Annotated in this window: 25 protein-coding genes; 13 read left to right on the top strand and 12 right to left on the bottom strand. The window is 72.3% G+C overall.

Annotation, left to right across the window (positions count from 1 at the left end):
- Positions 1–25: 25 nt before the first annotated feature.
- The 3 genes from AB0K28_RS42335 to AB0K28_RS42345 form a co-directional block, all read right to left on the bottom strand.
- Positions 26–673 carry a response regulator transcription factor gene (locus AB0K28_RS42335; protein ID WP_345404590.1) on the bottom strand — a complete coding sequence of 216 codons (648 nt, stop codon included), beginning with the start codon at positions 671–673 and terminating at the stop codon, positions 26–28.
- Entirely contained in the window at positions 664–1896 is a 1233-nt protein-coding gene (locus AB0K28_RS42340) for a histidine kinase (protein ID WP_345404587.1), read from the bottom strand. Before AB0K28_RS42340 ends, AB0K28_RS42335 begins: the two co-directional genes overlap by 10 nt.
- Before the next feature lie 126 nt (positions 1897–2022).
- Positions 2023–2568: a TetR/AcrR family transcriptional regulator gene (locus AB0K28_RS42345; protein ID WP_345404584.1), complete on the bottom strand. Its 546-nt coding sequence runs from the start codon at positions 2566–2568 to the stop codon at positions 2023–2025.
- 105 nt (positions 2569–2673) lie between these two features.
- On the opposite strand from AB0K28_RS42345, the gene AB0K28_RS42350 reads away from it, so the two are divergent.
- Positions 2674–5178, top strand: coding sequence for a molybdopterin-dependent oxidoreductase (locus AB0K28_RS42350; RefSeq protein WP_364381720.1), 2505 nt, complete (start codon positions 2674–2676; stop codon positions 5176–5178).
- A 198-nt stretch (positions 5179–5376) separates the two neighbouring features.
- On the top strand, positions 5377–6297 hold the full coding sequence (locus AB0K28_RS42355; protein ID WP_364381667.1) for an FAD binding domain-containing protein: 921 nt from the start codon (positions 5377–5379) through the stop codon (positions 6295–6297).
- A gap of 4 nt (positions 6298–6301) precedes the next feature.
- Here AB0K28_RS42355 and AB0K28_RS42360 read toward each other — a convergent pair whose 3' ends face one another.
- Both AB0K28_RS42360 and AB0K28_RS42365 read right to left on the bottom strand, forming a co-directional pair.
- Complete coding sequence (locus AB0K28_RS42360; RefSeq protein WP_364381670.1) at positions 6302–6679, bottom strand: hypothetical protein; 378 nt, start codon at positions 6677–6679, stop codon at positions 6302–6304.
- Positions 6680–6974: 295 nt separating this feature from the next.
- Positions 6975–8081, bottom strand: coding sequence for an RNA-guided endonuclease TnpB family protein (locus AB0K28_RS42365; RefSeq protein WP_364381673.1), 1107 nt, complete (start codon positions 8079–8081; stop codon positions 6975–6977).
- A gap of 289 nt (positions 8082–8370) precedes the next feature.
- Between AB0K28_RS42365 and AB0K28_RS42370 the strand changes: the two genes are divergently transcribed.
- On the top strand, positions 8371–8709 hold the full coding sequence (locus AB0K28_RS42370) for a transposase (protein WP_364381723.1): 339 nt from the start codon (positions 8371–8373) through the stop codon (positions 8707–8709).
- The gene (locus AB0K28_RS42375; protein ID WP_345404575.1) at positions 8664–8819 is read left to right on the top strand and encodes a zinc ribbon domain-containing protein; all 156 of its coding nucleotides are present in this window, start codon (positions 8664–8666) and stop codon (positions 8817–8819) included. The genes AB0K28_RS42370 and AB0K28_RS42375 overlap by 46 nt, the downstream gene beginning before the upstream one ends.
- Positions 8820–8907: 88 nt before the next feature.
- Here the strand turns inward: AB0K28_RS42375 and AB0K28_RS42380 are convergent, their stop codons facing one another.
- The 4 genes from AB0K28_RS42380 to AB0K28_RS42395 all read right to left on the bottom strand — a co-directional run bounded on the left by AB0K28_RS42380 (position 8908) and on the right by AB0K28_RS42395 (position 11050).
- Positions 8908–9075, bottom strand: a complete 168-nt coding sequence (locus tag AB0K28_RS42380; RefSeq protein ID WP_345404572.1) for a hypothetical protein — start codon at positions 9073–9075, stop codon at positions 8908–8910.
- A gap of 75 nt (positions 9076–9150) precedes the next feature.
- Complete coding sequence (locus tag AB0K28_RS42385) at positions 9151–9834, bottom strand: nucleotidyltransferase domain-containing protein (RefSeq protein WP_364381677.1); 684 nt, start codon at positions 9832–9834, stop codon at positions 9151–9153.
- Entirely contained in the window at positions 9831–10403 is a 573-nt protein-coding gene (locus AB0K28_RS42390; protein WP_364381680.1) for a TetR family transcriptional regulator, read from the bottom strand. The genes AB0K28_RS42385 and AB0K28_RS42390 overlap by 4 nt, the downstream gene beginning before the upstream one ends.
- A 53-nt stretch (positions 10404–10456) precedes the next feature.
- The gene (locus tag AB0K28_RS42395) at positions 10457–11050 is read right to left on the bottom strand and encodes a TetR/AcrR family transcriptional regulator (RefSeq protein ID WP_364381683.1); all 594 of its coding nucleotides are present in this window, start codon (positions 11048–11050) and stop codon (positions 10457–10459) included.
- Between the two features lie 91 nt (positions 11051–11141).
- Between AB0K28_RS42395 and AB0K28_RS42400 the strand changes: the two genes are divergently transcribed.
- The 7 genes from AB0K28_RS42400 (at position 11142) to AB0K28_RS42430 (ending at position 17318) form a co-directional block, all read left to right on the top strand.
- Positions 11142–11576 (top strand): nuclear transport factor 2 family protein, encoded by a 435-nt coding sequence (locus tag AB0K28_RS42400; RefSeq protein ID WP_364381686.1) that lies wholly within the window; start codon positions 11142–11144, stop codon positions 11574–11576.
- Entirely contained in the window at positions 11573–12391 is an 819-nt protein-coding gene (locus AB0K28_RS42405) for an ergot alkaloid biosynthesis protein (protein ID WP_364381689.1), read from the top strand. The genes AB0K28_RS42400 and AB0K28_RS42405 overlap by 4 nt, the downstream gene beginning before the upstream one ends.
- A 128-nt stretch (positions 12392–12519) precedes the next feature.
- A complete protein-coding gene (locus AB0K28_RS42410; protein WP_364381692.1) occupies positions 12520–14016 on the top strand; it encodes an ABC transporter substrate-binding protein in 1497 nt (498 codons plus the stop codon).
- Complete coding sequence (locus tag AB0K28_RS42415) at positions 14016–14975, top strand: ABC transporter permease (RefSeq protein ID WP_364381695.1); 960 nt, start codon at positions 14016–14018, stop codon at positions 14973–14975. Before AB0K28_RS42410 ends, AB0K28_RS42415 begins: the two co-directional genes overlap by 1 nt.
- Positions 14972–15769 carry an ABC transporter permease gene (locus tag AB0K28_RS42420; RefSeq protein ID WP_345404548.1) on the top strand — a complete coding sequence of 266 codons (798 nt, stop codon included), beginning with the start codon at positions 14972–14974 and terminating at the stop codon, positions 15767–15769. Before AB0K28_RS42415 ends, AB0K28_RS42420 begins: the two co-directional genes overlap by 4 nt.
- Positions 15766–16569 carry an ABC transporter ATP-binding protein gene (locus AB0K28_RS42425; RefSeq protein WP_345404545.1) on the top strand — a complete coding sequence of 268 codons (804 nt, stop codon included), beginning with the start codon at positions 15766–15768 and terminating at the stop codon, positions 16567–16569. The genes AB0K28_RS42420 and AB0K28_RS42425 overlap by 4 nt, the downstream gene beginning before the upstream one ends.
- Positions 16570–16574: 5 nt before the next feature.
- On the top strand, positions 16575–17318 hold the full coding sequence (locus tag AB0K28_RS42430) for an ABC transporter ATP-binding protein (protein ID WP_345404542.1): 744 nt from the start codon (positions 16575–16577) through the stop codon (positions 17316–17318).
- Positions 17319–17322: 4 nt separating this feature from the next.
- On the opposite strand, the gene AB0K28_RS42435 is transcribed toward AB0K28_RS42430, so the two are convergent.
- Complete coding sequence (locus tag AB0K28_RS42435) at positions 17323–19353, bottom strand: SpoIIE family protein phosphatase (protein ID WP_364381699.1); 2031 nt, start codon at positions 19351–19353, stop codon at positions 17323–17325.
- Between the two features lie 80 nt (positions 19354–19433).
- Positions 19434–20150 (bottom strand): SDR family NAD(P)-dependent oxidoreductase, encoded by a 717-nt coding sequence (locus tag AB0K28_RS42440; RefSeq protein WP_364381702.1) that lies wholly within the window; start codon positions 20148–20150, stop codon positions 19434–19436.
- A gap of 91 nt (positions 20151–20241) precedes the next feature.
- On the opposite strand from AB0K28_RS42440, the gene AB0K28_RS42445 reads away from it, so the two are divergent.
- Positions 20242–20865 (top strand): helix-turn-helix domain-containing protein, encoded by a 624-nt coding sequence (locus tag AB0K28_RS42445; protein ID WP_364381705.1) that lies wholly within the window; start codon positions 20242–20244, stop codon positions 20863–20865.
- A gap of 165 nt (positions 20866–21030) precedes the next feature.
- A complete protein-coding gene (locus tag AB0K28_RS42450; RefSeq protein ID WP_364381708.1) occupies positions 21031–21864 on the top strand; it encodes an IclR family transcriptional regulator C-terminal domain-containing protein in 834 nt (277 codons plus the stop codon).
- A gap of 57 nt (positions 21865–21921) precedes the next feature.
- Here the strand turns inward: AB0K28_RS42450 and AB0K28_RS42455 are convergent.
- A partial coding sequence (locus tag AB0K28_RS42455) for a zinc-binding dehydrogenase (RefSeq protein ID WP_364381711.1) occupies positions 21922–22400 on the bottom strand: 479 nt, incomplete at its 5' end.

Consider the following 22400-nt stretch of genomic DNA (forward strand, 5'->3'; position numbering starts at 1 on the left):
ATGGCGGCGGTATGCCGTTGATCGGCTAGGAGTCGTTCAGGTAGGTCAGGACGGCCAGCACACGGCGGTTGGTGTCGTCGTCGTCGGTCAGGCCGAGCTTGCCGAACATCGACGTCGTGTACTTGCTGATCGCGCTCTCGCTGAGGAACAGCCGCCGTCCGATGGCCTGGTTGGACAGCCCTTCCGCCATCAGGGCGAGCACGTCGAGCTCGCGCCCGGTGAGGCCGCCGAGGCGGCGGGTGGACGCGCCGCTGGACAGCAGCTTGCCGATGACGGCGGGGTCCATCGCGGTGCCGCCGGCCGCGACGCGTTCCAGGGCGTCCACGAACTGGTCGGCGTCGAACACGCTCTCCTTGAGGAGGTAGCCGACCCCGCCGGAGCCGTCGGCGAGCAGCTCGCGCGCGTACAGCTGCTCGACGTGCTGGGAGAGGATCAGCACCGGCAGGCCGGGCACCTCGCGGCGGGCCGCGACGGCCGCTTTGAGCCCTTCGTCCGACTGTGACGGCGGCATGCGCACGTCCACGACGGACACGTCGGGCCGCCACGTCAGCAGCGCGTCGAGCGTCTCGGGGCCGGTGGTCGCGGTGGCCACCACCTCGTGCCCGAACGCCTCGATGAGGCGGACCATCCCCTCGCGCAGCAGGTAGAGGTCCTCGGCGACGACTATGCGCATGGGACCACCATCCTGGCACGGGTCGGGCCGCCCGCCGGGCTGGTGACCTCCAGGGCACCGTCGAAGACGGCCAGGCGGCGGCGCAGCCCGTCGAGCCCGCCGCCGGCGCGCGGGACCGCTCCGCCCCTGCCGTCGTCCTCGACCTCGACGACCAGGTCGGTGTCCGCGCGGGCGATGGAGATGCGGGCGCGGGTGGCGTGGGCGTGCTTGGCGGCGTTGGTGAGCAGTTCGGCGATGCCGAAGTAGACGGCCGACTCGATCGGCGGGTCCAGGCGCAGCCGCCCCTCCGCGCTGACGGACGCTTCGAGCGGGCTGTCCAGGGCGAGGGCGCGTACGGCGTCCACCAGCCCGCGCTCACTCAGCACCGGCGGGTTGATGCCCTGGACCAGCTCGCGCAGCTCGGTCAGCGACGAGGCGGCGCCGGCCCGCGCCTCGCGCAGCAGCGCCCTGGCCCGGTCAGGGTCGCTCTGCATGAGCTTCTCCACGGTCACCAGGGAGATCCCGAGCGCGACCAGGCGGGCCTGGGCCCCGTCGTGCAGGTCGCGCTCGATGCGGCGGATCTCGGCGGCCTGCGCCACCGTGGTGTCCGCGCGCTGGGCGGTCAGCTCCTCGACGCGGCCGGCCAGCGCCATGGCGGGAGAGGGACGCAGGAAGCGGGCGGCGACGGGCGGGGCGGCGCGCCAGGCGTACGGGGAGGTCGCGACGGCCACGACGGCGGCGAGCACGCCCGCGGCGCGCGGCAGCGGCGACGGCTGGAGGAGCCCGGCGACCGCCGCTGCCAGCGCGGCGGGCGGCACGGCGGCGGCCAGCCCGGCGGTGAAGGGGACGATCGCGACGAACCGCAGGTCACGCCAGGTCGCGGGGTCGCGCACCCAGGTCCGCCACCGCTGGTCACGCTCGGCGTCGCGGCGGTTGCGCTCGTAGGAGTGGCCGTTCCACCAGTAGCCGGTGGACAGGCGGGTCACCGGGGCCGCCTCGCGGTAGCCGCCGGGGATCTCCATGCCGGTCCATCGCGCGACCAGGTTCCTGAACCACCCGCATATCCTGCGCGACAGCGCGACCGTCAGGAACGCCGCCCAGAACGGGCCGACGCCCCACATGCCGCCGCCCCACCACAGGCCCAGCGCCACCGCCACCGCCCACAGGGCCGGGACGAGCAGGCTCACCCCGAGGACGGCGCACGCCCGCGCGAATCCCGCCCAGGCGCCGGTCAACCATCGCATGCCCGCTCTCCACTCCTTCGGTGCCGTCGTGCTTCCACTGTGCACCCGGCCGGAGGGACTTTCGCCCAGGTGGGCCCAGGAGTGGGTCTGGCCACACCCCTCTGTGCGGCCAGACATATCCCGGCGTCAGGGGCGGGTGGCGCGGGTGACGATGACGTCGATGATGTCGTCGGTGCTGATCCCTTTGTGGGCGAGATCACCCACGGTGACCAGCTCGGCGATGCCGTGGGCGCTGGCCAGCACGGCCGCGACCGCGGCCTTCTCGCGGGGACCGCCGGTGCCGTCGTCCACGCTGAGCGCGGTCATGATCTCGTCGATGCCCTGCTCGATCTCGGGGTGCCGCCTGGCGACGAAGACCGAGGAGAAGACCAGCCGGTATTCCTCGTGGTGGCGTACGGCGTAGTCGATGTAGCTGCGGTAGAAGGCGCGCAGCCGCTCCTCCTGGGTGCCCTGCGACAGCACGGCGGTGGCGATGTGCTGGGTGATGTCGGACATGACGCGGGCGGCGAGCGCCGCGAGCAGCGCGGTCTTGTCGGCGAAGTGGCGGTAGGGGGCCATGCGCGACAGGCCGGCCGTTTCGCCGACCGCGCGCAGCGTCACGGCGTCGAGCCCTTCCTCGCGCAGCAACGTCAGCGCGCTCTCTATCAGCCGGGACCTGGTGCCGTCGATCATGCCTTCACTCTCTCACGACCTCCCGTGTTGACAATGTCAGCAGTTGCGCTGACACTGTCAACATACCCCAATGTTGACAACGTCAGCAGGAGCGCTATGAAGATCATGGTGAACGGCGTGCCCCACGAGGTGGACGCCGGGCGAGACGATCCGGTGGTGGACGTCCTGCGTGACGGCCTGGGCCTCACCGGGACGAAGGCCGTGTGCCGTACGGGCGTCTGCGGCGCGTGCACGATCTCCGTGGACGGCACCCCGCAGGCGAGCTGCCTGCTGCCCTGCGCGGCGGTGGAGGGCAGGGCCCTGACCACCGCCGAAGGGCTCGACCACCCCGTGCAGCGTGCGTTCGCCGCCCACGACGGGCTGCAGTGCGGTTATTGCACGCCCGGCTTCGTGGTCGAGGCCGCCGCGTTCGTGGACGCCTGGCGGGCCGGGCACGGCGACGTGACGCCGTCCCGTGAGGAGATCGCCGCGGCCCTGGCCGGTCATCTGTGCCGCTGCGGCGCGTACGCGGGGATCTACGCGGCCGTCGCGGCCGCCTGCCGGGGCGAGCACGACACGGACACCCCCGCACCCGTCCGGGTCGAGGCGATGGAGAAGATCACCGGACGCGCCCGCTACACCACGGACGTCCGGCTGGACGGCCAGCTCGAAGGCGTGATCATCCGTTCGGCGCAGGCGCACGCGCGGGTCACCTCCGTGGAGGTGGACGGCGTCCCCGTGGTGGATCTGCTGCCCGATGACCGGATCGTGCGCTACGCCGGCCAGCCGATCGCCGCCGTCGCCGCCGCGACCCGCCGGGAGGCCCAGGCGATCGCCGAGGGCGCCAGGATCGGGTACGAGCCGTTCCCCGCCGCGCTCGACGACGGCCCCGACGCCCCGCCGGTCTACGACGAGCAGAGCAGGAAGAACGCCCAGAGCTCCAGCGAGGGCATGACGGTGCCCGGTGGCTGGGACGGCAACGTGCGCGGGCCGTTCAGCGGGGCGAGCAGGCGGGCGGGCAAGGCGGCCAGGCTGATCGACGAGGCCCGCAGGCGCGACGACCCGCTGCTGGTGACGGGCGCGTTCAGCACCGCCGTGCAGGTGCACACGCCGCTGGAGCCGCACGCCTGCGTGGCGCGGTGGGACGAGCGCGGCGACCTCCACCTGCACCTGTCCACGCAGACGCTGGCCATGGCCGCCGAGCAGGCCGCCAAGCGCTGGAAGCTGGACGAGAGCCGGGTGCACGTCGTCGCCGAGCACGTGGGCGGCGGGTTCGGCGCGAAGTCCGGGATCACGGTCGAGTCGGTCGCGGCGGTCGAGCTGGCGCGGGCGTACGGCGCTCCCGTACGCGTGGTGTTCAGCCGCGCCGAGGAGCTGACGGACGCCGGCAGCCGGCCGGGCAGCAGGACGAACATCGCCCTGCTCGCCGACACCAAGGGCGAGCTGGCCGCGCTCGCGATCGACGTGCGGGGCCGGGGCGGCGTCTCCATCGGATCGACCTCAGCGTCCCTGGCCCGCCTGGTGTACGGCAAGGCGCCCCGCCGGCTGCGCGACTACGACGTGGTCACCAACGAGCCGCCCGGCACGCCCTTCCGCGGTCCCGGCGCCCCGCCGATGCTGTGGGCGCTGGAGCAGGCCGTGGACGAGATGGCGCACCGGCTCGGCGAGGACCCGATCGTGTTGCGCCGCCGCTGGGACGGCAACCCCAAACGGCGCGCCCTCTACGAGCGGGTCCTGGAGCTGCCCGTCTGGCGGGACAGGCCGCACAGCGGGTCGCAGACGGGACGCTTCCGCCGCGGCGTCGGCGTGGCCGTGGCCAACTGGATCTACCTCGTCGCCACGGCGACCCAGGTCGAGCTGGAGGTCCAGGGCGACGTGGTCGTGGCGCGCACCGCCACCCAGGACATCGGCACCGGCGTGCGCAGCGTCATCGCCGGCGTCCTGCGCGATGAGCTGGGCCTGCCCGCCGAACGCATCCGCGTCGAGATCGGCAGCTCAGCCAGCGTGCCGGGACCGCCCGCGCTGGGCAGCCGCAGCACCACCTCGGTGGCGCCGGCCGCCCGCGACGCCGCCCGCCGCCTGCGGGCCCAGGGCCTGACCCACGGCGCCAAGGTCGTCGGCAGGCGGCGGGGCGACCGGGGCGGGTACGTGACGCCGTTCTCGATCGACGGCATGTCGATCGGGCGCGGGTTCAGCGGCGCGGTGCACGTCACCGAGGTCGAGGTGGACACCAGGCTCGGCACGGTCAGGCCGCTGAGCGTCTGGGGCGGCCTCACGGCCGGCCGCATCTACGCCGAGCGCCCGGCCCGCAACCAGTGCGAGGGCGGCATCATCCAGGGCATCGGCTACGCCCTGTACGAGGAACGCCACACCGACCCCGTCACCGGCACCGTCCTCACCGCGAACCTGGAGGACTACCGCATCCCCGGCATCGGCGACACGCCGGAGATGACCATCCACTTCCACCAGGAGGGCTGGGACCACGTCAACGGCGGCGGCGTCGGGCTCGGCGAGGTCTCGACGGTCGGAGTGGCGGCCTCGGTGGCCAACGCCGTCCACAACGCGACCGGCTGGCGCCCCCACGACCTCCCCATCCGCCCCGACCGCCTCCTCAAGGGCCTCACCTCATGACCGCCGCATCCCGTAAGACGCCCCTCGGCGGCGGCTGCGCACCTCGCCCGGTGACCACCCGCTCCGGGCATCGCCGGTATGCGCGGGCTCAGGAGGCTCCGCCACTCGGGGAGCTTCGGTGATCGCCGCCGAGCCACGCCGCTCGCGGGCCGCCGCCTCTCCCCCTCAGGCCGTTTCGCATCTCGAAGGGATCCGACCTTGACCGTCTCCACCGATCTTCTTGAGGCCGCGCGGCACGGAGTGCCGCGGGCGGGTGGCACCGATGTGATGAGCCGGCCGGTGGCCGGGCCGTTCGTAGATCTGGCCGAGCTGCGTGACGTGCCCGGCATGTCGGGCATCACCTGGCAGCCGGACGGCTCCGCCCGCCTCGGTGCGCTGACCACCGTCGCCGAGGTGGCCCGCGACGAGCGGCTGCGGGCCGCGTACCCGGCGCTGGCCCTGACCGCGAGAGGGCTGGCCACGCCGCAGATCAGGGCCGTCGCCACCGTCGGCGGGAACCTGCTCCAGCGCAACCGCTGCTGGTACTACCGCAACCCGGCCTTCACCTGCCACCAGGACGGCGGCGACTCCTGCCCGGCCCGCGCCGGCCAGAGCCTGTACGCCGCCGTCATCGACACCGGCCCCTGCCTGGCACCCCACCCGTCCTCGCTGGCCATGGCGCTGCTGGCGTACGACGCGGCCGTCGAGGTGCACGGCAGGAGCCCGTTCCCGGCCGCCGACCTGTACGGCGACGGCTCCGACCCGGCCCGCGACCACCTCCTCGGCCCCGGCGAGCTGCTCACCTCGGTGCACCTGCCGCCGCCGGTGGCCGGGGAGCGAGCCGCGTACCGGAGGGCCATCGCCCGCTCCGAGGCCGAATGGCCGCTGGTGGAGGCGACCGCCCGCCTGGTGATGGACGGCCCACGGGTCACCGCCGCCGCGGTGGCGGTCGGCGGCGTCGCCCGGGTCCCGCTCCGGCTCGCCGAGGTGGAGACCGCCCTCCTCTCGGGCGAGTCCTTCGAGACCGCCGCCGCCCTGGCCGCCGCCCGCTGCACCCCGACCCCGCACAACGCCTACAAGGTCACCCTCCTCACCGCCACCATCCTGGAGGTCCTGGAACAGGCAGCGGCCGACGACTGACCGGTCAGGCGCACTTGCCGTCGAGCCAGGCGCGGTAGTCCTTGGTGTAGTTCGTCATCACGCTCTTCGGCGCCTGGGCCAGCACCTCCGCCCAGCGGGAGGTGTTGCCGTTCCAGGCGGCCGGGGGTTCCTGCCAGGCCACGCTGTCGGTCCAGCGGGCCTGGGAGCCCTTGAGGAGGGTCGGGTGGCGCTTGGCGAGTTCGGCCTGGATCCAGGAGTCCTGCGAGTAGACGAGGATGCGCATCGACGCCTGGCGTTCCTTGATCGGGTCGGAGACCTCCTTCCAGGCCGCCGCCCCGTACGTCCCGAAAGGACGGGCCGGGCCTCGGGCTTGATCTCCAGCAGCGCGATCATGCCGCGCGAGCGCACGTGGTCCAGCCACTGCCGCAGCGTGTGCACCTGCTGCCCCTTGTAGGGCCCGCGGGCGATGCTGCGGTCGCGCAGGTTGTCGCTGCCCGCCGTCCACCACAGGTCGGTGATGTTGCGCCGGACGCCGGTCAGGCCGTTTGGTGGTGGTGGTGGGTGGTGGTGGTGGGAGGTGTTGTGCCACTTGACATCCTCCCCCTCGTGGTGAAGGAGGGGGATTCCCACGGTCGCCCGTGAGGGTTCCTGTTTCACAGCCGGTCGCCCGTTCGAGAGGACTCTCGTTGAGGTCTTACACCCGCTCCACAAGCGTTTCAGCTCTCCGCCAGCCCGGCGGCGAGCACGTTCCTGGCCGCGTTGACGTCCCGGTCATGGACCGCGCCGCAGGCACACATCCATTCCCGGACGTTCAGCGGCATCTTCTTCCGCAGGGCCCCGCACTGCGAGCACAGCTTGGAGGAGGGGAACCAGCGGTCGACCGCCACCACAGTCCGCCCGTACCATCGTGCCTTGTACTCCAGCATGGAGCGCAGTTCCCGCCAGCTCGCATCCGAGATGGCGCGGGCCAGGCTGCGGTTGCGGACCATGGTGCGGACGGTCAGGTCTTCCACGGCGATCACTTGGTTCTCGAGAACAAGCCGTGTCGTGACCTTGTGCAGGTGATCCCTTCTGCGGTCGGCGATCCGGGCGTACACCCTGGCGACCTTCACTCTGGCCTTGGCGCGGTTGTTCGACCCCTTCTCCTTACGGGCCAGGGCCCGCTGCGCCTTGGCCAGCCTGCGCCGATCGGCGCGCTCATGCTGGGGGTTGTCGATCTTCTCGCCGGTCGAGAGTGCCGCCAGCGCGGTGATGCCGGCGTCCACCCCGACGCTCCGCCCGGCAGGCGGCAGCGGGATGAGCTTCTCCTCGACCAGGAGGGACACGAACCAGCGTCCCGCGCTGTCACGGGAGACGGTGACCGTGGACGGCTGCGCACCCTCCGGCAGCGGACGCGACCACACGATGGCGAGCGGCGTGTCCATCTTGGCCAGCGTCAACTCCCCGTCACGCCAGCGGAACGCCGAGCGGGTGTACTCCGCCGACGCCCGGGACTTCTTGCGGGACTTGAACGTGGGGTACTTGGCGCGCTTGGCGAAGAAGTTCGCGAACGCCGCCTGAAGATGCCGCAACGCCTGCTGAAGAGGAACCGACGACACCTCGAACAAGAAGTCGAACTTGCCGCTGCGCTTCCACTCCGTCAAGCGCGCGGAGGACTCCACGTAGGAGACACGGCGGCCTTCCAGCCGGTAGGCACGGGTGCGCTCCTCGAGCGCCTTGTTGTAGACGAGACGGACACAGCCGAACGTCCGGGCAAGCTCGCCGGCCTGCTCGGGAGTCGGATAGAAGCGGTACTTGTAGGCCCGCTTCACGATCTGCGCCACGCCCCACATGCTCCCACGATCGGCTAAGGGCCGCGTGTGTGTTCGATACACCGGTTCACCTGACGGCGAACCGGCTGCCCCTGTCCTGCTCCACAGGAGTCCGATTCCTCTCCCGCCTGAAGGCGAGGTTTTCCACGGAGGCATCTGATGACATGGCTGCCCGACCGGCTCACCGACGGCCGGGCACGCGTCCTCGGGGCCACGATCCACGAGATCACGGGCCGGTGGTGGATCTCCTTCCAGGTGGATATCGACCGCGCTGCGCCGCCTGCGCCGCGCCAACAAGGCACTGGCCCGCACGCAGAAGCGATCGGCAAACCGCGGCAAGGCCGTCCGCCGCGTCGGCCGCCTCCACCTGAAGGTCGCCGATCAGCAGGCCGATTTCCTGCACAAGACCACGACGAGGCTCGCGGGATCCAAGCGGGCCATCGCCGTGGAAACCCTGAACGTCACCGGAATGCTCATCAACCGGCGGCTGGCGCGAGCGATCTTGGACCTCGGGTTCGGCGAGTTCTTCCGCCAGCTCGCCAACAAGGGGCCTGGTACGGCTCATCGGCATGGGCGGCCGACCGCTGGTACCCGTTGTCGAAATTGTGCGGCAAGTGCGGCGTGGTCAACTCCAGCCTGACCTTGGCTGAGCGGGTATGGCCGTGCACGTGCGGCACCGTCCACGACCAGGACGTCAACGCGGCACGCAACCTGCTCGCCGCGATGACGTTGAAGCAACAGGCCGCATAAGCCTGTGTCGCCGGGCACTTCCCCGGAGACGTTGAACGCCTGTGGAGGCGACGTAAGACCAGGCTCCGGCTTGGCGGATACCAGCGAATCAGGAATGAGGATCGCTAAGATTCTCCGAACGGTAGCTGCCGTGGCCGAAGACCTCGGGGCAGGCGGCGGCCCGGGCGGCCGGCCGTGCGTACGCGGCCGGCGCCGCGAGCGACGTGCCGAGCGCGGTCAGCGCGGTCACCAGCGCCGCCTTCCTCGTGATCGTCATGCTTGCTGACTCCCTAGGGTCGGGGGATGATCGGCACGGGCAGGCTACGCGGCGCGAGCCCAGATGATCAACGGGTCAGCGGGAGAGGGCGTCGGCGACCAGGTCGAGGTAGGCGTGCCCGGCCGCCACGCTGTTGGGCGGTCCGAGGACGGCGAAGTCGTCGAGCAGGCGGCGCAGGGCGGCCAGCTGCTGCTCCCAGGTGGCGTCGGGGGCGTACGGGCCGGCCGTGCCGGGCGAGCGGCGGGCGACGCCCTTACCCGCCACGGGGACGAGCCCGAGCTTCAGCGCGCGTTCCTCGTCGGGGCCCTTGGGGGTGGGCGGCTCCGGCTCGCCGGACGCGAGCTGCTCGCTGAGGGTGAGCGGGCTGCGTTCGATGCCGTGCCGGTCGAACAGGACGTCGCAGTCGGACGGCCAGCTCGCCAGCGAGACGGGGTGGACGTACCAGTCGGCCCAGAGCGGCAGCCCGTCCGTCACGTACTGAGAGCTGAGGCCGCGCGTGCCGCGCGGGCCGTTGTGGCGGGCGTCGATGGTGATGACCGGCTCGACGGGCGCGGGCGGCGCGTAGCCGTCGAGGCGGGCGTCGGACACGACGACGAGCAGATCGACGTCGCTCCAGTCGTCGGCGCGGCCGGTGCCGAACGAGCCTGCCAGCGCGGCCCCCGCCACGGCCGGGTCGTCGCGGAGCTCGGCGGTCACGGCGTCGAGCCAGCGGGAGCGGAGTGCGGCGAGCCTGGGGGCCGGGCGGGCGGCGGGCGTCACGCGGCGTCCGTGGCCAGCACGCCGTTGAGCAGGGCTTTCAGGTAGCGGGTGGCGACGGCGGGATCGTCGGGATAGGGGCTGTTCTTGACCGCGTACGCGACGCCGCACAGCAGCACCAGCAGGTCGGGCGCGTCGATGCCGGGCCGCAGGACGCCTTCTGAGACCGCGCGGGCGAGCAGGTCACGGATCATGCCGACCAGCTCGTCCCTGAGCTCGCGGGTGCGTTCGGTGGTCGGCGCGGGGCCGAGCGCCTCGGCGGCGAAGGCCTCGTCCTCGACGTACGCGGTGAGCGCGTGGTCGAGGAACGTGTGCAGGGCGGCGCGGACGTCGGGCGCGGTGACGCCCCGGCGGACCTCGGCGATCATCGCCTCGAACCGCTCCTCGGCGAGCGCGGCCAGCAGCGCCTCGGGGGTCGGGAAGTGGCGATAGACGGTGCCCACCCCGACGTCGGCCTCCCGGGCGACGGCGTTGAGCTGCAGCGTCGCGCCCGCGTCGACCATGGCTCTGGCCGTCTGCAGGATCTGGCGGCGGTTGCGGGCGGCGTCCTTTCTCAGCGGTGTGGCGGGCATGTCCCCCACCCTACAACCGGATAGCCGCTCGATTCGGATGATCGATCCGAGACTCAGGAGGTCGCGGACAGCGCGCGCAGCAGCACGTCGGTGAGATCGTCGAGGTAGGTGAGCCCGGTCTCGGCGGCGCGGACGGCGAGCCGCCAGTAGACGGGGGCGGCGATCAGGTCGAGTGCCAGGTCGATGTCGGTGTCGCGGGGCAGCTCGCCGCGCTGGATGGCGCGCCGGAAGATCTCCGCCGTACGCTCCCGCTTCGGCTCGCCGACCAGGAGACCCACGACCTCGCCCAGCTCGGGGTTGCGGGCCGTCTCGGCCACCAGGTCGGGCAGGATGCGCGCGAAGCGCGGGTGGGTCAGCCACTGGGTGAGGGCGTCGAGCGAGGCGCGCAGGTCGCCGCGGAGGGTGCCGGTGTCGGGCACGCTGATCATGGCGATGCTGTACGCGCAGATCACCCCCATCGCCATCTCCTGTTTGGACGCCCAGCGGCGATAGAGCGCGCTCTTGCCGACGCCGGCTCGTTTGGCGACCGCCTCCATCGACAGGCGGGCGTAGCCGTTCTCGGCCAGCTCGTCCAGCACGGCTTCGGTGATGGCCTCGGTGACCTGGGGCTGCAGCACGGCTGCGCCGGTGGGAGTGCGGCGGCTCATGGCGTGCAGTCTAGCGATTGGACGAGACGGTACCGTCTCGTCTATGGTTCACGACGGGACGGTACCGTATCGTCCTAACGGAGGGAGAACGGTGCAAGCCACTGAGCTGATCGAGCACGGCGTCGAGCTGCTGCTGGCCAAGGACATGGCGGGGTTCGCCGGGCTGTGGGCCGAGGACGGGGTGATCGAGTTCCCGTTCGCGCCCGCCGGGTACCCGCCGAAGGTGGAGGGGCGTGCGGCGATCCGGGAGTACCTGCGCGGCTACCCGGACATCTACGACATCCGGGAGGTCGTCAGGAAGGTGATCCACCGGACCGAGGACCCGGAGGTGGTGGTCGTGGAGCTGGAGGTGGCCGGGATCGTGCCGCGCAGCGGGAAGCCGTACCGGATGGGTTATGTCGCGATCGTCACCGTGCGGGACGGCGAGATCCAGCACTACCGCGACTACTGGAACCCGTTGCAGGCCGCCGAGGCGCTGGGCGGGCTCGAGTCGTTCACGGGGGCGTTCGCGGGCGGTGCCGCATGAGCGAGGTGCTGGTGATCGGTGCGACCGGGACGACCGGCTCGCGGGTGACGGCCTTTCTGCGTGAGCGCGGGGTGCCGGTCCGGCCGGCGAGCCGTAAGGGCGATCAGCCGGGGTTCGTGCGCTTCGACTGGGCCGCACCGGAGACCCACGCCCCGGCGCTGGCCGGGGTGCGGGCCGCCTATGTGCTGCCGCCGATCGGGGTGACCGAGCCGGTGCCGCTGGTGGAGCCGTTCCTGCACGAGGCCGTACGCCAGGGGGTGCGCCGCGTGGTGCTGCTCGGCACGTCGGCCCGGCCGGAGCGGACTCCCGGGGCGGCGGCGCTGTACGACCTGGTCCGTACGGTGATGCCGGAGTGGACAGTGCTGCGCCCGTCGTGGTTCATGCAGAACTTCACCGGCGAGGCCGTCGCGCTGCGCCGCCGCGACGGCGAGCTGATCTCTGCGACGGGCGGCGGCCGGGTGGCGTTCGTGGACGCGGGCGACATCGCGGCGGTCGCCGGGCACGCCCTGACTAATCCGGTGCCGCACGACACCGACCACGTGCTGACCGGCCCGGAGGCGCTCACCTATGACGAGGTGGCCGCGCTGCTCACCGAGCTGGGCGCCGGCCCGCTGCGCCACCGCCCGGTCACACCGGACGAGCTCGCCGCGCACTTCGCCGCCCACGGGATGCCCAGGGAGTTCGCCGCCCTGCTCGCCGCCCTGGACGCCGAGATCGGCACCGGCACGGAGGACCGGGTGACGGACACGGTCGAACGCGTCACCGGCCGCCCGCCGCGCGCCTTCCGCGAGTGGGCGGCCAACGGGCTCCGCTGAACACGGGGGCGCGACCGGACAGCCGGTCCCCGAGCGGGCCCCGCTCGGGGACCCGAGGCCCCATCGAACCCGACAAGGCGGTATATTCCGTAAACCTACTAAATTGGTAAGCAATGGTGGAGTTTACGTTGAACAGGAAGTTCGCCGGCGTCGCGGTCGCACTGGCCCTCGCACTCGCCGCGTGCGGCTCCGGCCCGGAGGACGCCGCGCCCGGCGGCCCGGCCCAGCCGGCCACGATCGAGATCGGTTCCCTCTACGAGCCGCAGAACCTCGACAATACCGCCGGCGGCGGCCAGGGCATCACGGAGGCGTTCAACGGCAACGTCTACGAGGGCCTGTTCCGGCTGACCGACGCGGGCAAGGTGGAGCCGTTGCTGGCCGAGAGCCACACGGTCTCCGACGACGGCCTGACCTACACCTTCAAGCTGCGCAAGGGCGTGACGTTCCACTCGGGCAAGGCGCTGACCTCGGCCGACGTGAAGGCCAGCATCGAGCGCGTGACGGCCGAGGACTCCCAGTCGGCGCGCAAGGGCAACCTGGAGGTCATCAAGTCGGTCGAGGCTCCCGACGACGGCACGGTCGTGGTGACGCTGAAGCACCGCTCGATCTCGCTGGTCTACAACCTGAGCTACGTGTGGGTGGTCAACGCCGACGCCAAGGACAGGGCGACCACGGCCGACGGCACGGGGCCGTACAAGCTGGGGGCGTGGAAGCGCGGCTCGACGCTCAGCCTGGAGCCCTTCCCCGGCTACTGGGGCGCCAAGCCGGCCAACGGCGGCGTGGTCTTCCACTACTTCACCGACGCGTCCGCGCTCAACAACGCGCTGCTGACCGGCGCCGTGGACGTGGTGACCAGCCAGCAGAGCCCGGACGCGCTCTCGCAGTTCGACAACAACCCGGACTACAAGGTCAGCGAGGGCAAGTCGACCACGAAGCTGTTGCTCGCGTTCAACGACCGCAAGGCGCCGTTCGACAAGCCGCAGGTGCGCAAGGCCGTCGCGGCGGCCATCGACGACGCCAAGCTGCTGGAGTCGGTGTGGGCCGGGCACGGCACGCTGATCGGCTCGATGGTGCCGCCCACCGACCCGTGGTACGAGGACCTGACCTCACTCGACACCTACGACGTCGAGGCCGCCAAGCGTGAGCTGGCCGCGGCCGGTTACGCCAAGGGCTTCCGCTTCACCCTGGACACGCCCAACTACGACCCCCACCCGACGGCCGCCACGTTCATCAAGAGCGAGCTGGCCAAGGTCGGCGTCACCGTGGACATCAACGTCATCACCGCCGACGAGTGGTACACGAAGGTCTACAAGAACCACGACTTCGCCGCCACCCTCCAGGAGCACGTCAACGACCGCGACGTGGTCTGGTACGGCAACCCCGACTTCTACTGGGGTTACGACGACGAGCAGGTCACCAAGTGGATCGACGAGGCCGAGCGGGCGCCGAGCGAGGCTGAGCAGACGGAGCTGCTGAAGAAGGCCAACAGGAAGATCGCCGAGGACGCCGCCGGCGACTGGCTCTACCTGTACCCGCAGATCGTGGTGGCCGCCTCCGACCTGTCGGGCTACCCGGTCAACGGGCTCAACTCGCAGTTCTACGCGTACGGGATCAAGAAGGGCTGATGGGGCGCTACCTGCTGCGCCGTACCGTGTTCCTGCTGGCCTCGCTGCTGCTGGCGGCGTCGCTGCTGTTCGTGCTGCTGCGGTTGCTGCCGGGCGACCCGGCCAACGCGCTGCTGCCGATGGGCGCGACGCCCGAGCAGATCGCGGCGGCGCGCCACGAGACCGGCTCCGACCTGCCGCTGGCGCAGCAGTACGCGGCCTGGCTGGGCGACCTCGCCCGGCTCGACCTCGGCACCTCCTACATCAGCAAGCTGCCGGTGGGCGAGGAGATCTCGGCCCGGCTGGCGGTCACGGTGCCGCTGACGCTGCTGGCGTTCGCGCTGGCGGTGGTGGTGGCGCTGCCGGTCGGGTTCGTGGCCGCGCACAAAGCGGACCGCTGGTACGGCGCGCTGCTCAGCGGCTTCTCCCAGCTCGGCATCGCGGTGCCGGTGTTCTGGATCGGGATGCTGCTGGTGACGGTGTTCGCGCTGAAGCTGCGGCTGCTGCCGGCCGGCGGCTTCCCCCGCCAGGACTGGGCGGAGCCGGGCCGCGCGCTGACCTCGCTCGCGCTGCCGGTCGTCACGATCGCGCTGGTCATGTCGGCCTCGCTGATCCGGTATGTCCGCGCGGCCACGCTCGACGTGCTGACCGCCGACTACCTGCGCACCGCGCGGGCCATGGGCGAGTCGTTCGGCGGCGCGATGTGGCGGCATGGGCTGCGCAACGCGGCGGTGCCGGTCATCTCGGTCCTGGGCATCGAGCTGGCGACGACGTTCCTGGGCGCGGTGGTGGTGGAGAGCGTGTTCGCGCTGCCCGGGCTCGGCACGATGCTGGTCAAGGGCATCGCCGAGCACGACTATCCGGTGATCCAGGGCGTGCTGGCGGTCAGCACGCTCACGGTGCTGGTGATCGGCTTCGCCGCCGACGTGGTGCAGCGGGTGGTGGATCCGCGGCTGCGGACCAGGCTGGGGCGCTCATGAGGAAGTCGTTCCTGACGGGCTGCGTGCTCGTCGGCCTGGTGGTGGTCGTGGCGGCCGTGTCGCTGGTGTGGCTGCCGTACGATCCGGCCGACACCTCGGGCGGGCGGCTGGCCCCGCCGGGCGGCGATCACCTGCTCGGCACCGACAAGCTGGGCCGCGACCTGCTGACCCAGCTGATGATCGGCGCCCGCATCGCGCTGGCGGCCGGCGCCGGGTCGGTGCTGCTGGGCGGGCTGCTCGGCGTGGCGGCGGGCCTGGCGGCCGGGTTCGCGACCCGCTGGCTGGACGACGCGCTGGCCGCGGTGCTCGACGCCCTCATCGCCTTCCCGACGCTGCTGCTGGCCATGCTGGTGGTGGCGGTGCGCGAGGCGTCGCTCGGCTCGGCGATCCTGGCCATCGGTCTCGCCATGTCGGCGGTGGTGGCCCGGCTGACGCGGGTGCTGGTCAAGCGGGTGCTCTCCCAGGACTACATCACGGCCGCGCGCACCTCGGGCAGCTCGTGGCCGAGGGTGATCGCGGAGCACGTGCTGCCGAACATCTGGCCGACGCTCCTGGTGAACCTGGCCCTCCAGCTCGGCCTGGCGGTGCTGGCCGAGGCGTCGCTGTCGTACCTGGGGCTCGGCCCGCCTCCGCCGAACGCCTCGTGGGGCCGGCTGCTGCAGGAGGCGCAGGCCACGGTGCTGACGGCGCCGGTCGGCGCGATCGCGCCAGGCGTGCTGCTGGTGGTGCTGGTCATCGGCGCGAACCTGCTCGCCGACGGGCTGCGCGACCTGGGCGGAGGGAGGTCCCGATGAGCGAGCTGCTGGCGGTGGAGCAGCTGTCCGTACGCCGCTCCGACGGCCACGAGCTGATCCACGACCTGTCGTTCACCCTCGCGCCCGGCGAGCGGCTCGGCCTGATCGGCGAGTCCGGCTCGGGCAAGTCGCTGACCGCGCTGGCCGTGCTGGGCCTGCTGCCGCCCGGCCTCACCGCGCACGGCAGCGTGCTCCTGTCGGGCACGCAGGTCGTCGGCGCGCCCAGGCAGCGGTCCGACCGGCGGCTCGACCGGCTGCGCGGCCGGGCGGCGGCCGTCGTCTTCCAGGAGCCGCTCACCGCGCTCGACCCGCTGATGCGCGTCGGCAGGCAGGTGGCGGGGCCGATCCGGCGGCGCGGGCTGCGCGGCGCCGCGCTGCGCTCGGCGGTGCTGGCCGCGCTGGAGGAGGTGGCCCTGCCCGAGCGGGTCGCGCGGGCGTACCCGCACGAGATCTCCGGCGGGCAGCGCCAGCGGGCGGCGATCGCGATGGCGCTGGCCTGCGAGCCCGCGCTGCTGATCGCCGACGAGCCGACCACCGCGCTGGACGTCACCGTGCAGGCCGAGGTGCTGGCGCTGCTGGACCGGCTGATCTCGGCCAGGGACATGGCGCTGATGTTCATCGGGCACGACCTGGCGGTGGTCGCGGGCGTCGCGGACCGGCTGATCGTGCTCAAGGAGGGCTTCGCGGTGGAGTCGGGAAGGACACAGGACATCGTGCGCGAACCGGGCCACCCCTACACCCGGTCCCTGGTGGACAGCGCCAGGGAGCTGGAGGCCGAGCTGGATCGGATGGCACCGTGACGATCATGGAGGCGCGGGACGTCGGCTACGCCTACCGGGGCGGGGCGGCGGTGCTGTCCGGGGTGTCGGTCGAGGTGACGCGCGGGCGGAACCTGGCGATCGTCGGCGAGTCGGGCGCGGGCAAGACGACGCTGCTGCGGCTGCTGCTCGGCCTGGCCAGGCCCACGTCGGGGCAGGTGCTGTTCGACGGGCGGCCGGTGACGTCCACGCGGGACAGGGAGTTCCGGCGGGCCGTGCAGCCGGTGTTCCAGGACCCGTACTCGTCGCTGGACCCCCGCCAGCGCGTGCGCAGGATCGTCTCGGAGCCGCTGCGGGCGCTGCGCGCCTGCCCGCGCGACGAGATCGGCGACCGGGTGGCGGAGGCGCTGCGGGCCGTCGGCCTGCCGGCCGACGCGGCCGACCGGTACCCGCACGAGTTCTCCGGCGGGCAGCGGCAGCGCGTCGCGATCGCCAGGGCCATCGTGTGCGAGCCTCGGGTGCTGCTGGCCGACGAGCCGGTCAGCGCGCTGGACGTCTCGACCCGGGTGCGGGTGGTGGAGCTGCTGAGACAGCTCAGCGCCGACCGCGACCTGACGGTCGTGATGGTCTCGCACGACCTGGCCGTGGTGGCCGCACTGTGCCAGGAGATCGCGGTCATCGAGAAGGGCTCGATCGCCGAACGCGGCGCCGCCTCCGACGTGCTGGGCGCGCCGTCGCATCCGTACACGCGGCGGCTGGTCGAGAGCGTGCCGAGGCTGAGCAGGTACTGACGCCTCAGCGGTCGGGCGGCAGGCGCAGCGCGATGACCGCGATGTCGTCGAGCCCGGTCGTCGGCAGGCCGCTGAGCACCTGGTCGCAGAAGCGTTCCACGGGGCAGCGGGCGAGCGAGCCGGCCAGGAGGCGCAGCCGTTCGAGCCCGTCGTCGAGGTTCTCGCCGGGCCGCTCGATGAGGCCGTCGGTGTAGAAGAGCACCGTGGAGCCGGGCGGCAGCGGCTCGACGGTGGAGCGGCAGCCGCCCTCGTTGGGGATGCCGAGCAGCGGGTTGACGCAGCTCTCCAGGAAGCGGCCGGTGCCGTCCTCGGTGACCAGCAGCGGCGGCGGGTGGCCGGCGACCGCGTAGTTGAGCTGGTGGCGGCCGCCGTACTCCTCGATCCTGGCCAGCGCGCAGGTGGCCGTCACCTCGTACGAGAGCGAGCCCATGGCGATGTTGAGCCGGGTGAGGATCTCCCCCGGCGGCTCGCACCGGTCCATGGCGAGGGCCCGCAGCATGTTGCGGAGCTGGCTCATGGTGACGGCGGCGCCGAGGTCGTGGCCGGCGACGTCGCCGATGGCCATCACCGGGACGCCGTCGGGGAGGATGAACGAGTCGTACCAGTCACCGCCGATCTCGGCCGCGGCCGGACTGGCCCGGTAGCGGGCCTCGATGCGCAGGCCGGCCAGCCTCGGCGGCGCGGCGAGCAGGCTGTGCTGCAGGGCCAGCGCGATCTGGTGGGTGCGCTGGAAGCGGATGGCGCTGCTGAGCGCGTCATGCGCGTGGTCGAACATGCGGCTCAGCAGCGCGGCGTCCGTCCGGCTGATCGGCGGGCGGTCGCCGCAGGTCATCAGCGTCACGACGACCGGGACCACGCCGTCCACCACGACGGGCAGCACGAGCACGCTGTTGGCCTTGTTCGCCACCATCCACTGCTGCGACCAGGACGGCGCCAGGCCGGGCGGCGGGCAGCCGGGCGGGAACCTCCTCGCCAGCGGGCGCCGCCGCCGCGCCGCCTGCACGAGCGCGTTGTCCGGCGGCAGCCGCTCCTCGCTGTACGGCGGCAGCCGGTGCAGCCCGGGACGGGCGGCCGTGGCCACCCGCTCGACCACGAACGGCGCTCCGCCGTGCTGCTCGCCGGTGAGGTCGGTGACGAGGTGCACCCCGCAGCCGTCGGCGATCTCCGGCACGATGACGGCGGCGACCGCGCCGAGCATCTCCTCCAGGTTGGTCAGGTCGGCCGTGGCCGCGGCGGCGCGGTCGAGCAGCTGCTGGGCGCGCTGCTCCTGCCACTGCTGCTCGACGTCGGCGCAGGTGCCCACCCACTCGACGAGCCGGCCGTGCTCCTTGATGGGCACGCCCTTGATCTCGAAGTGCCGGTAGGAGCCGTCGGCGGTGCGCAGCCGGGAGGCGTGCTCCCACACATCCATCGTGGCGACGGCGTTCTCCCAGGACGCCACCGTGGCCTCGCGGTCGTCGGGGTGCACCATCTTCAGCCAGCCGCGCCCCTGGTAGTCCTCCCACGGCTGTCCCGTCACCCGCTCCCAGCTCGCGCTGTGCTCGATGACGTCCCCGGTGGGCCCGGCCACCCAGAAGATCTGGGCGCTGACCTGCATGAGGCTCTGGTAGCGGCGCAGGATGTGGCTGCGCTCGTTGGCGAGGGCCTGCACCTGCTGGGCGACCGTGATCTGGTCGGTGACCTCCATCGTGACCACCAGCACGCCGCGCTCGCCCACCCTGAACGACAGCCGCGACAGGCTGGAGGTGAAGAACCGGTCGTCCTCGTCGGTGCTGGCCGGCGCGGCGGTGAGCACAACGGGCTCGCCGGTGGCGTAGACCTGGTCGAACAGCTCTCGGTAGTGCTGCCGGTAGTCGTCGGCGAACAACTTGGGCAGCGGCGAGCCGATCGGGCGTTCGCCGAACTGCGCCCGGTAGGTGGCGTTGGTGTAGACGAGCTGATGATTCGCCCCTCGCGTCACCGCCACGCCGACGGGTGCCGGGTCCAGCACGTCGAACGACAGCCCGCTGGTTTCGCGATCACACTCATCCCCCATCGTGACCTCCCCCGATGGCCACATCTCCCCTCATGCCTACCCGTGCCGGGACCGCGCGGAACGCCCTTTTCGCCGGTCCGTCAGAGGGCGTTGAAGATCTCTTCCGCGCGGTCCCGCTTCGTGAGCAGCTCCCAGGCCACCCCGGCGATGACGTCCGGGTCGAGGGTGTGACCGCTCAGGCCGCCGAAGCGCTCAGGGGCGGCGGCGATCCGCCGGTGGATGTCGCCGCGCTCGACCACCCCGCCGATCGTCAGGCTGCCGGCGTAGACGCCCTGGCCGGCCAGTGCGGCGTTGAGCGTCAGCGCGTACGTGCGCAGCGCCGCGGCGGCCGGTGCCAGCGCGCCGAGCGGCGGCATGGGCAGGACGGCGCTGAGCCCGCCGGCGTACAGCAGCCCGCCCTCGCCCCTTTCCACCATGCCGGGCAGCACGTGGCCGGTGACGTCGATGGCCGCGTACGCGATGGCCATCGCCTGCCTGACGTCGTCGGAGGTGGCCTCGGTGATCGGCTCAGGCACCCGGCTGACGTCGGTGGCGCCGGGGCCGTAGTAGAGCAGGCCGATGGGGCCGAATCTGGCGGTGATCTCGTCCAGGGCCGCCAGGATGTGCTCGCGGTCGTACACGTCGGCGGCGAAGGCGGCGGCCTCGACGCCCGCTTCCGCGAGGGCGGCGACGTAGGCGGGGTGGCGGTCGGGTGAGCGGGAGATCAGGGCGACGGCGTAGCCCTCCCTGCCGAAGCGGTGGGCCATGGACATGCCGAGGCCGGGGCCGGCTCCGATGACGACGGCGGTCTTGCGCACGGTTCCTCCAGATGAAGTTGAGGCGTTCCTCAAGTTAGGCCGACCGTATCATGAAACTTGAGGGTTAGCTCACTTTCGTATGATGGGAGACATGGCAGCCGGACCCAAGCCGCTGCGGTCTGATGCCGCGCGCAACCGCGACAAGCTCCTGGTCGCGGCCACCGAGATCTTCGCCGACCGCGGCATCGACGCTCCTCTCGAACACATCGCCCGCCGCGCCGGCGTCAGCATCGGCACCCTCTACAACCACTTCCCGACCCGCGAGGCGCTGCTGGCGGAGGTCCTGCCGCAACAGCTCGCCGCGCTCGAACGCATCTCCGCCGACGCCATGGCCGAGCCCGACCCGTGGGACGGGTTCGTGGTGTTCCTGGAGGGGTTGTTCACCCTGCAGTCGCAGGACCAGATGCTCAACGACGCGCTGACCCAGGGCTTCACGCTGGCCACCGACGTGAGCCAGGCATGCCATCAGGGCTCTCTCGACGCCGAGCGGATCATCGCGCGGGCTCAGGAGGCCGGACGTTTGCGCGCCGACTTCACCATGTCCGACCTGGTCACCCTGATCTGGGCGATGTCGCAGGTCATCCGCGAGTCGATGGACAGCGCGCCGGGCACCTGGCGGCGCGTGCTGTCCTTCTTCCTCGACGGGCTGCGCGCCGAGGCCGCCCATCCGCTGCTGCCCGGAGCGCCCTCCGTTGTGACGGACAACCGTCCGTAGAACGACCGCTTGGCAACGTCAGCGTCACTTCCCCCGGTACGCTGGCCCTGTCAGAGCGGCTGGTGCGGGCACCGCTATGCTCACCCCGGCCGCCGCTGTGCGGACATCAAGCCGCGACGGTCTAGAGTCGGGTTCTGCGGGACCCCGACGCAGGGAGGCGTTTCCATGGCACGTGCTGACACCGGCCCCGACTTCATCGAGGCGCTCGCACGCGGCCTCGACGTCATCAGGGTGTTCCAGCCGGGCCGGCCGGTCATGTCGCTGACCGAGGTGGCCACCGCCGCCGGGCTCGCCAGGCCCACCGCCCGCCGCATCCTGCTCACCCTGCAGGAGCTCGGCTACGCCCGCAGCGAGCCGCGCGGCTACGCGCTGACGCCGCGCGTGCTGGAGCTGGGCGTCTCCTACGTGCGGTCGATGGGGCTGTGGGAGGTGGCAAGGCCGCACATGGAGCGGCTGGTGGAGCAGACGCGCGAGTCCTGCTCCATCGCCCAGCTCGACGGCTCCGACATCGTGTACGTCGCCCGCGTCGCCGTCCCCAAGATCGTCGCCCTGTCGGTGCAGATCGGCACCCGCTTTCCCGCGCTGCAGACCTCGCTCGGCAAGGTGCTGCTGGCCGCGCTGCCGCCCGAGGAGGTCGATCGGGTGCTGGCCGAGCCCAGCCGCTCCGGCGTCGAGCCGCGCTGGCGTCCCGGCGTGACCGAGCGGGACGCCGCGCTGCGCGAGGTCAGGGCCAAGGGGTGGGCGCTGACCGACGAGGAGCTGGCGCTCGGCATCCGCAGCGTGGCGGCGCCGCTGCGCGACGGGCTCGGCAACGTGATCGCCGCCATCAACGTCAACGCCCACGCCGCCGAGACCTCGGTCGAGCGCCTCGCCGAAGGGCACCTGCCGTTGCTCCTCAAGACGGCGGGCGCGATCAGCGCCGACTGGGCCGCCTACGAAGGCGTCCCCCACGCCACGATGACCTCCTGGGCGCCCGCCCGCCGGGCCGACCTGACCTGAGGGTGAGGCCGCCCCGGCGGGGGCGTCGGGGTGTGGACCGGTCCGGGCGGCCACCTGTCAGGGTGTGGTGAGGACGAGGCGGCCGGTGGTCGTCCCCGCGCTCTGGCGTTCCCACGCCGAGGCGACCTCCTCCAGCGGGATCGCCTCGTGGTCCACGTGCAGGCGGCCCGATGCCGCCAGCTCGGCGACCTTCGCCACGGCGGCGGCCCGCTGTTCCCTGGTCAGCTCGTTGTTGGTGTAGCCGAGCAGGCGCAGCGAGCGGCTGCGCAGCGTGGAGGAGTCGAGCGGGGAGGTCTCGCCGGCCGAGCCGCCCAGATTGACCAGGCGGCCGTGCGGGCGGAGCACGCGGAGAGCGGCAGCGGCCGGAGCGCCGAAGAGGGGGTCGAGGATCAGGTCGAGCGGGCCGTCGCAGGCGGCCGACAGGCGTTGCGCCAGCTCGGCCACGTCGTCGGTGTCGAGCGCGACGACGGCGTCCGCACCGGCCTTCCCGGCGCGTTCCCGCCCGGCGGCCGAGCGGGCGGCGGCCACGACCCGGC

It is taken from the genome of Nonomuraea sp. NPDC049504 (assembly GCF_040676845.1).
Lineage (GTDB): Bacteria > Actinomycetota > Actinomycetes > Streptosporangiales > Streptosporangiaceae > Nonomuraea > Nonomuraea salmonea.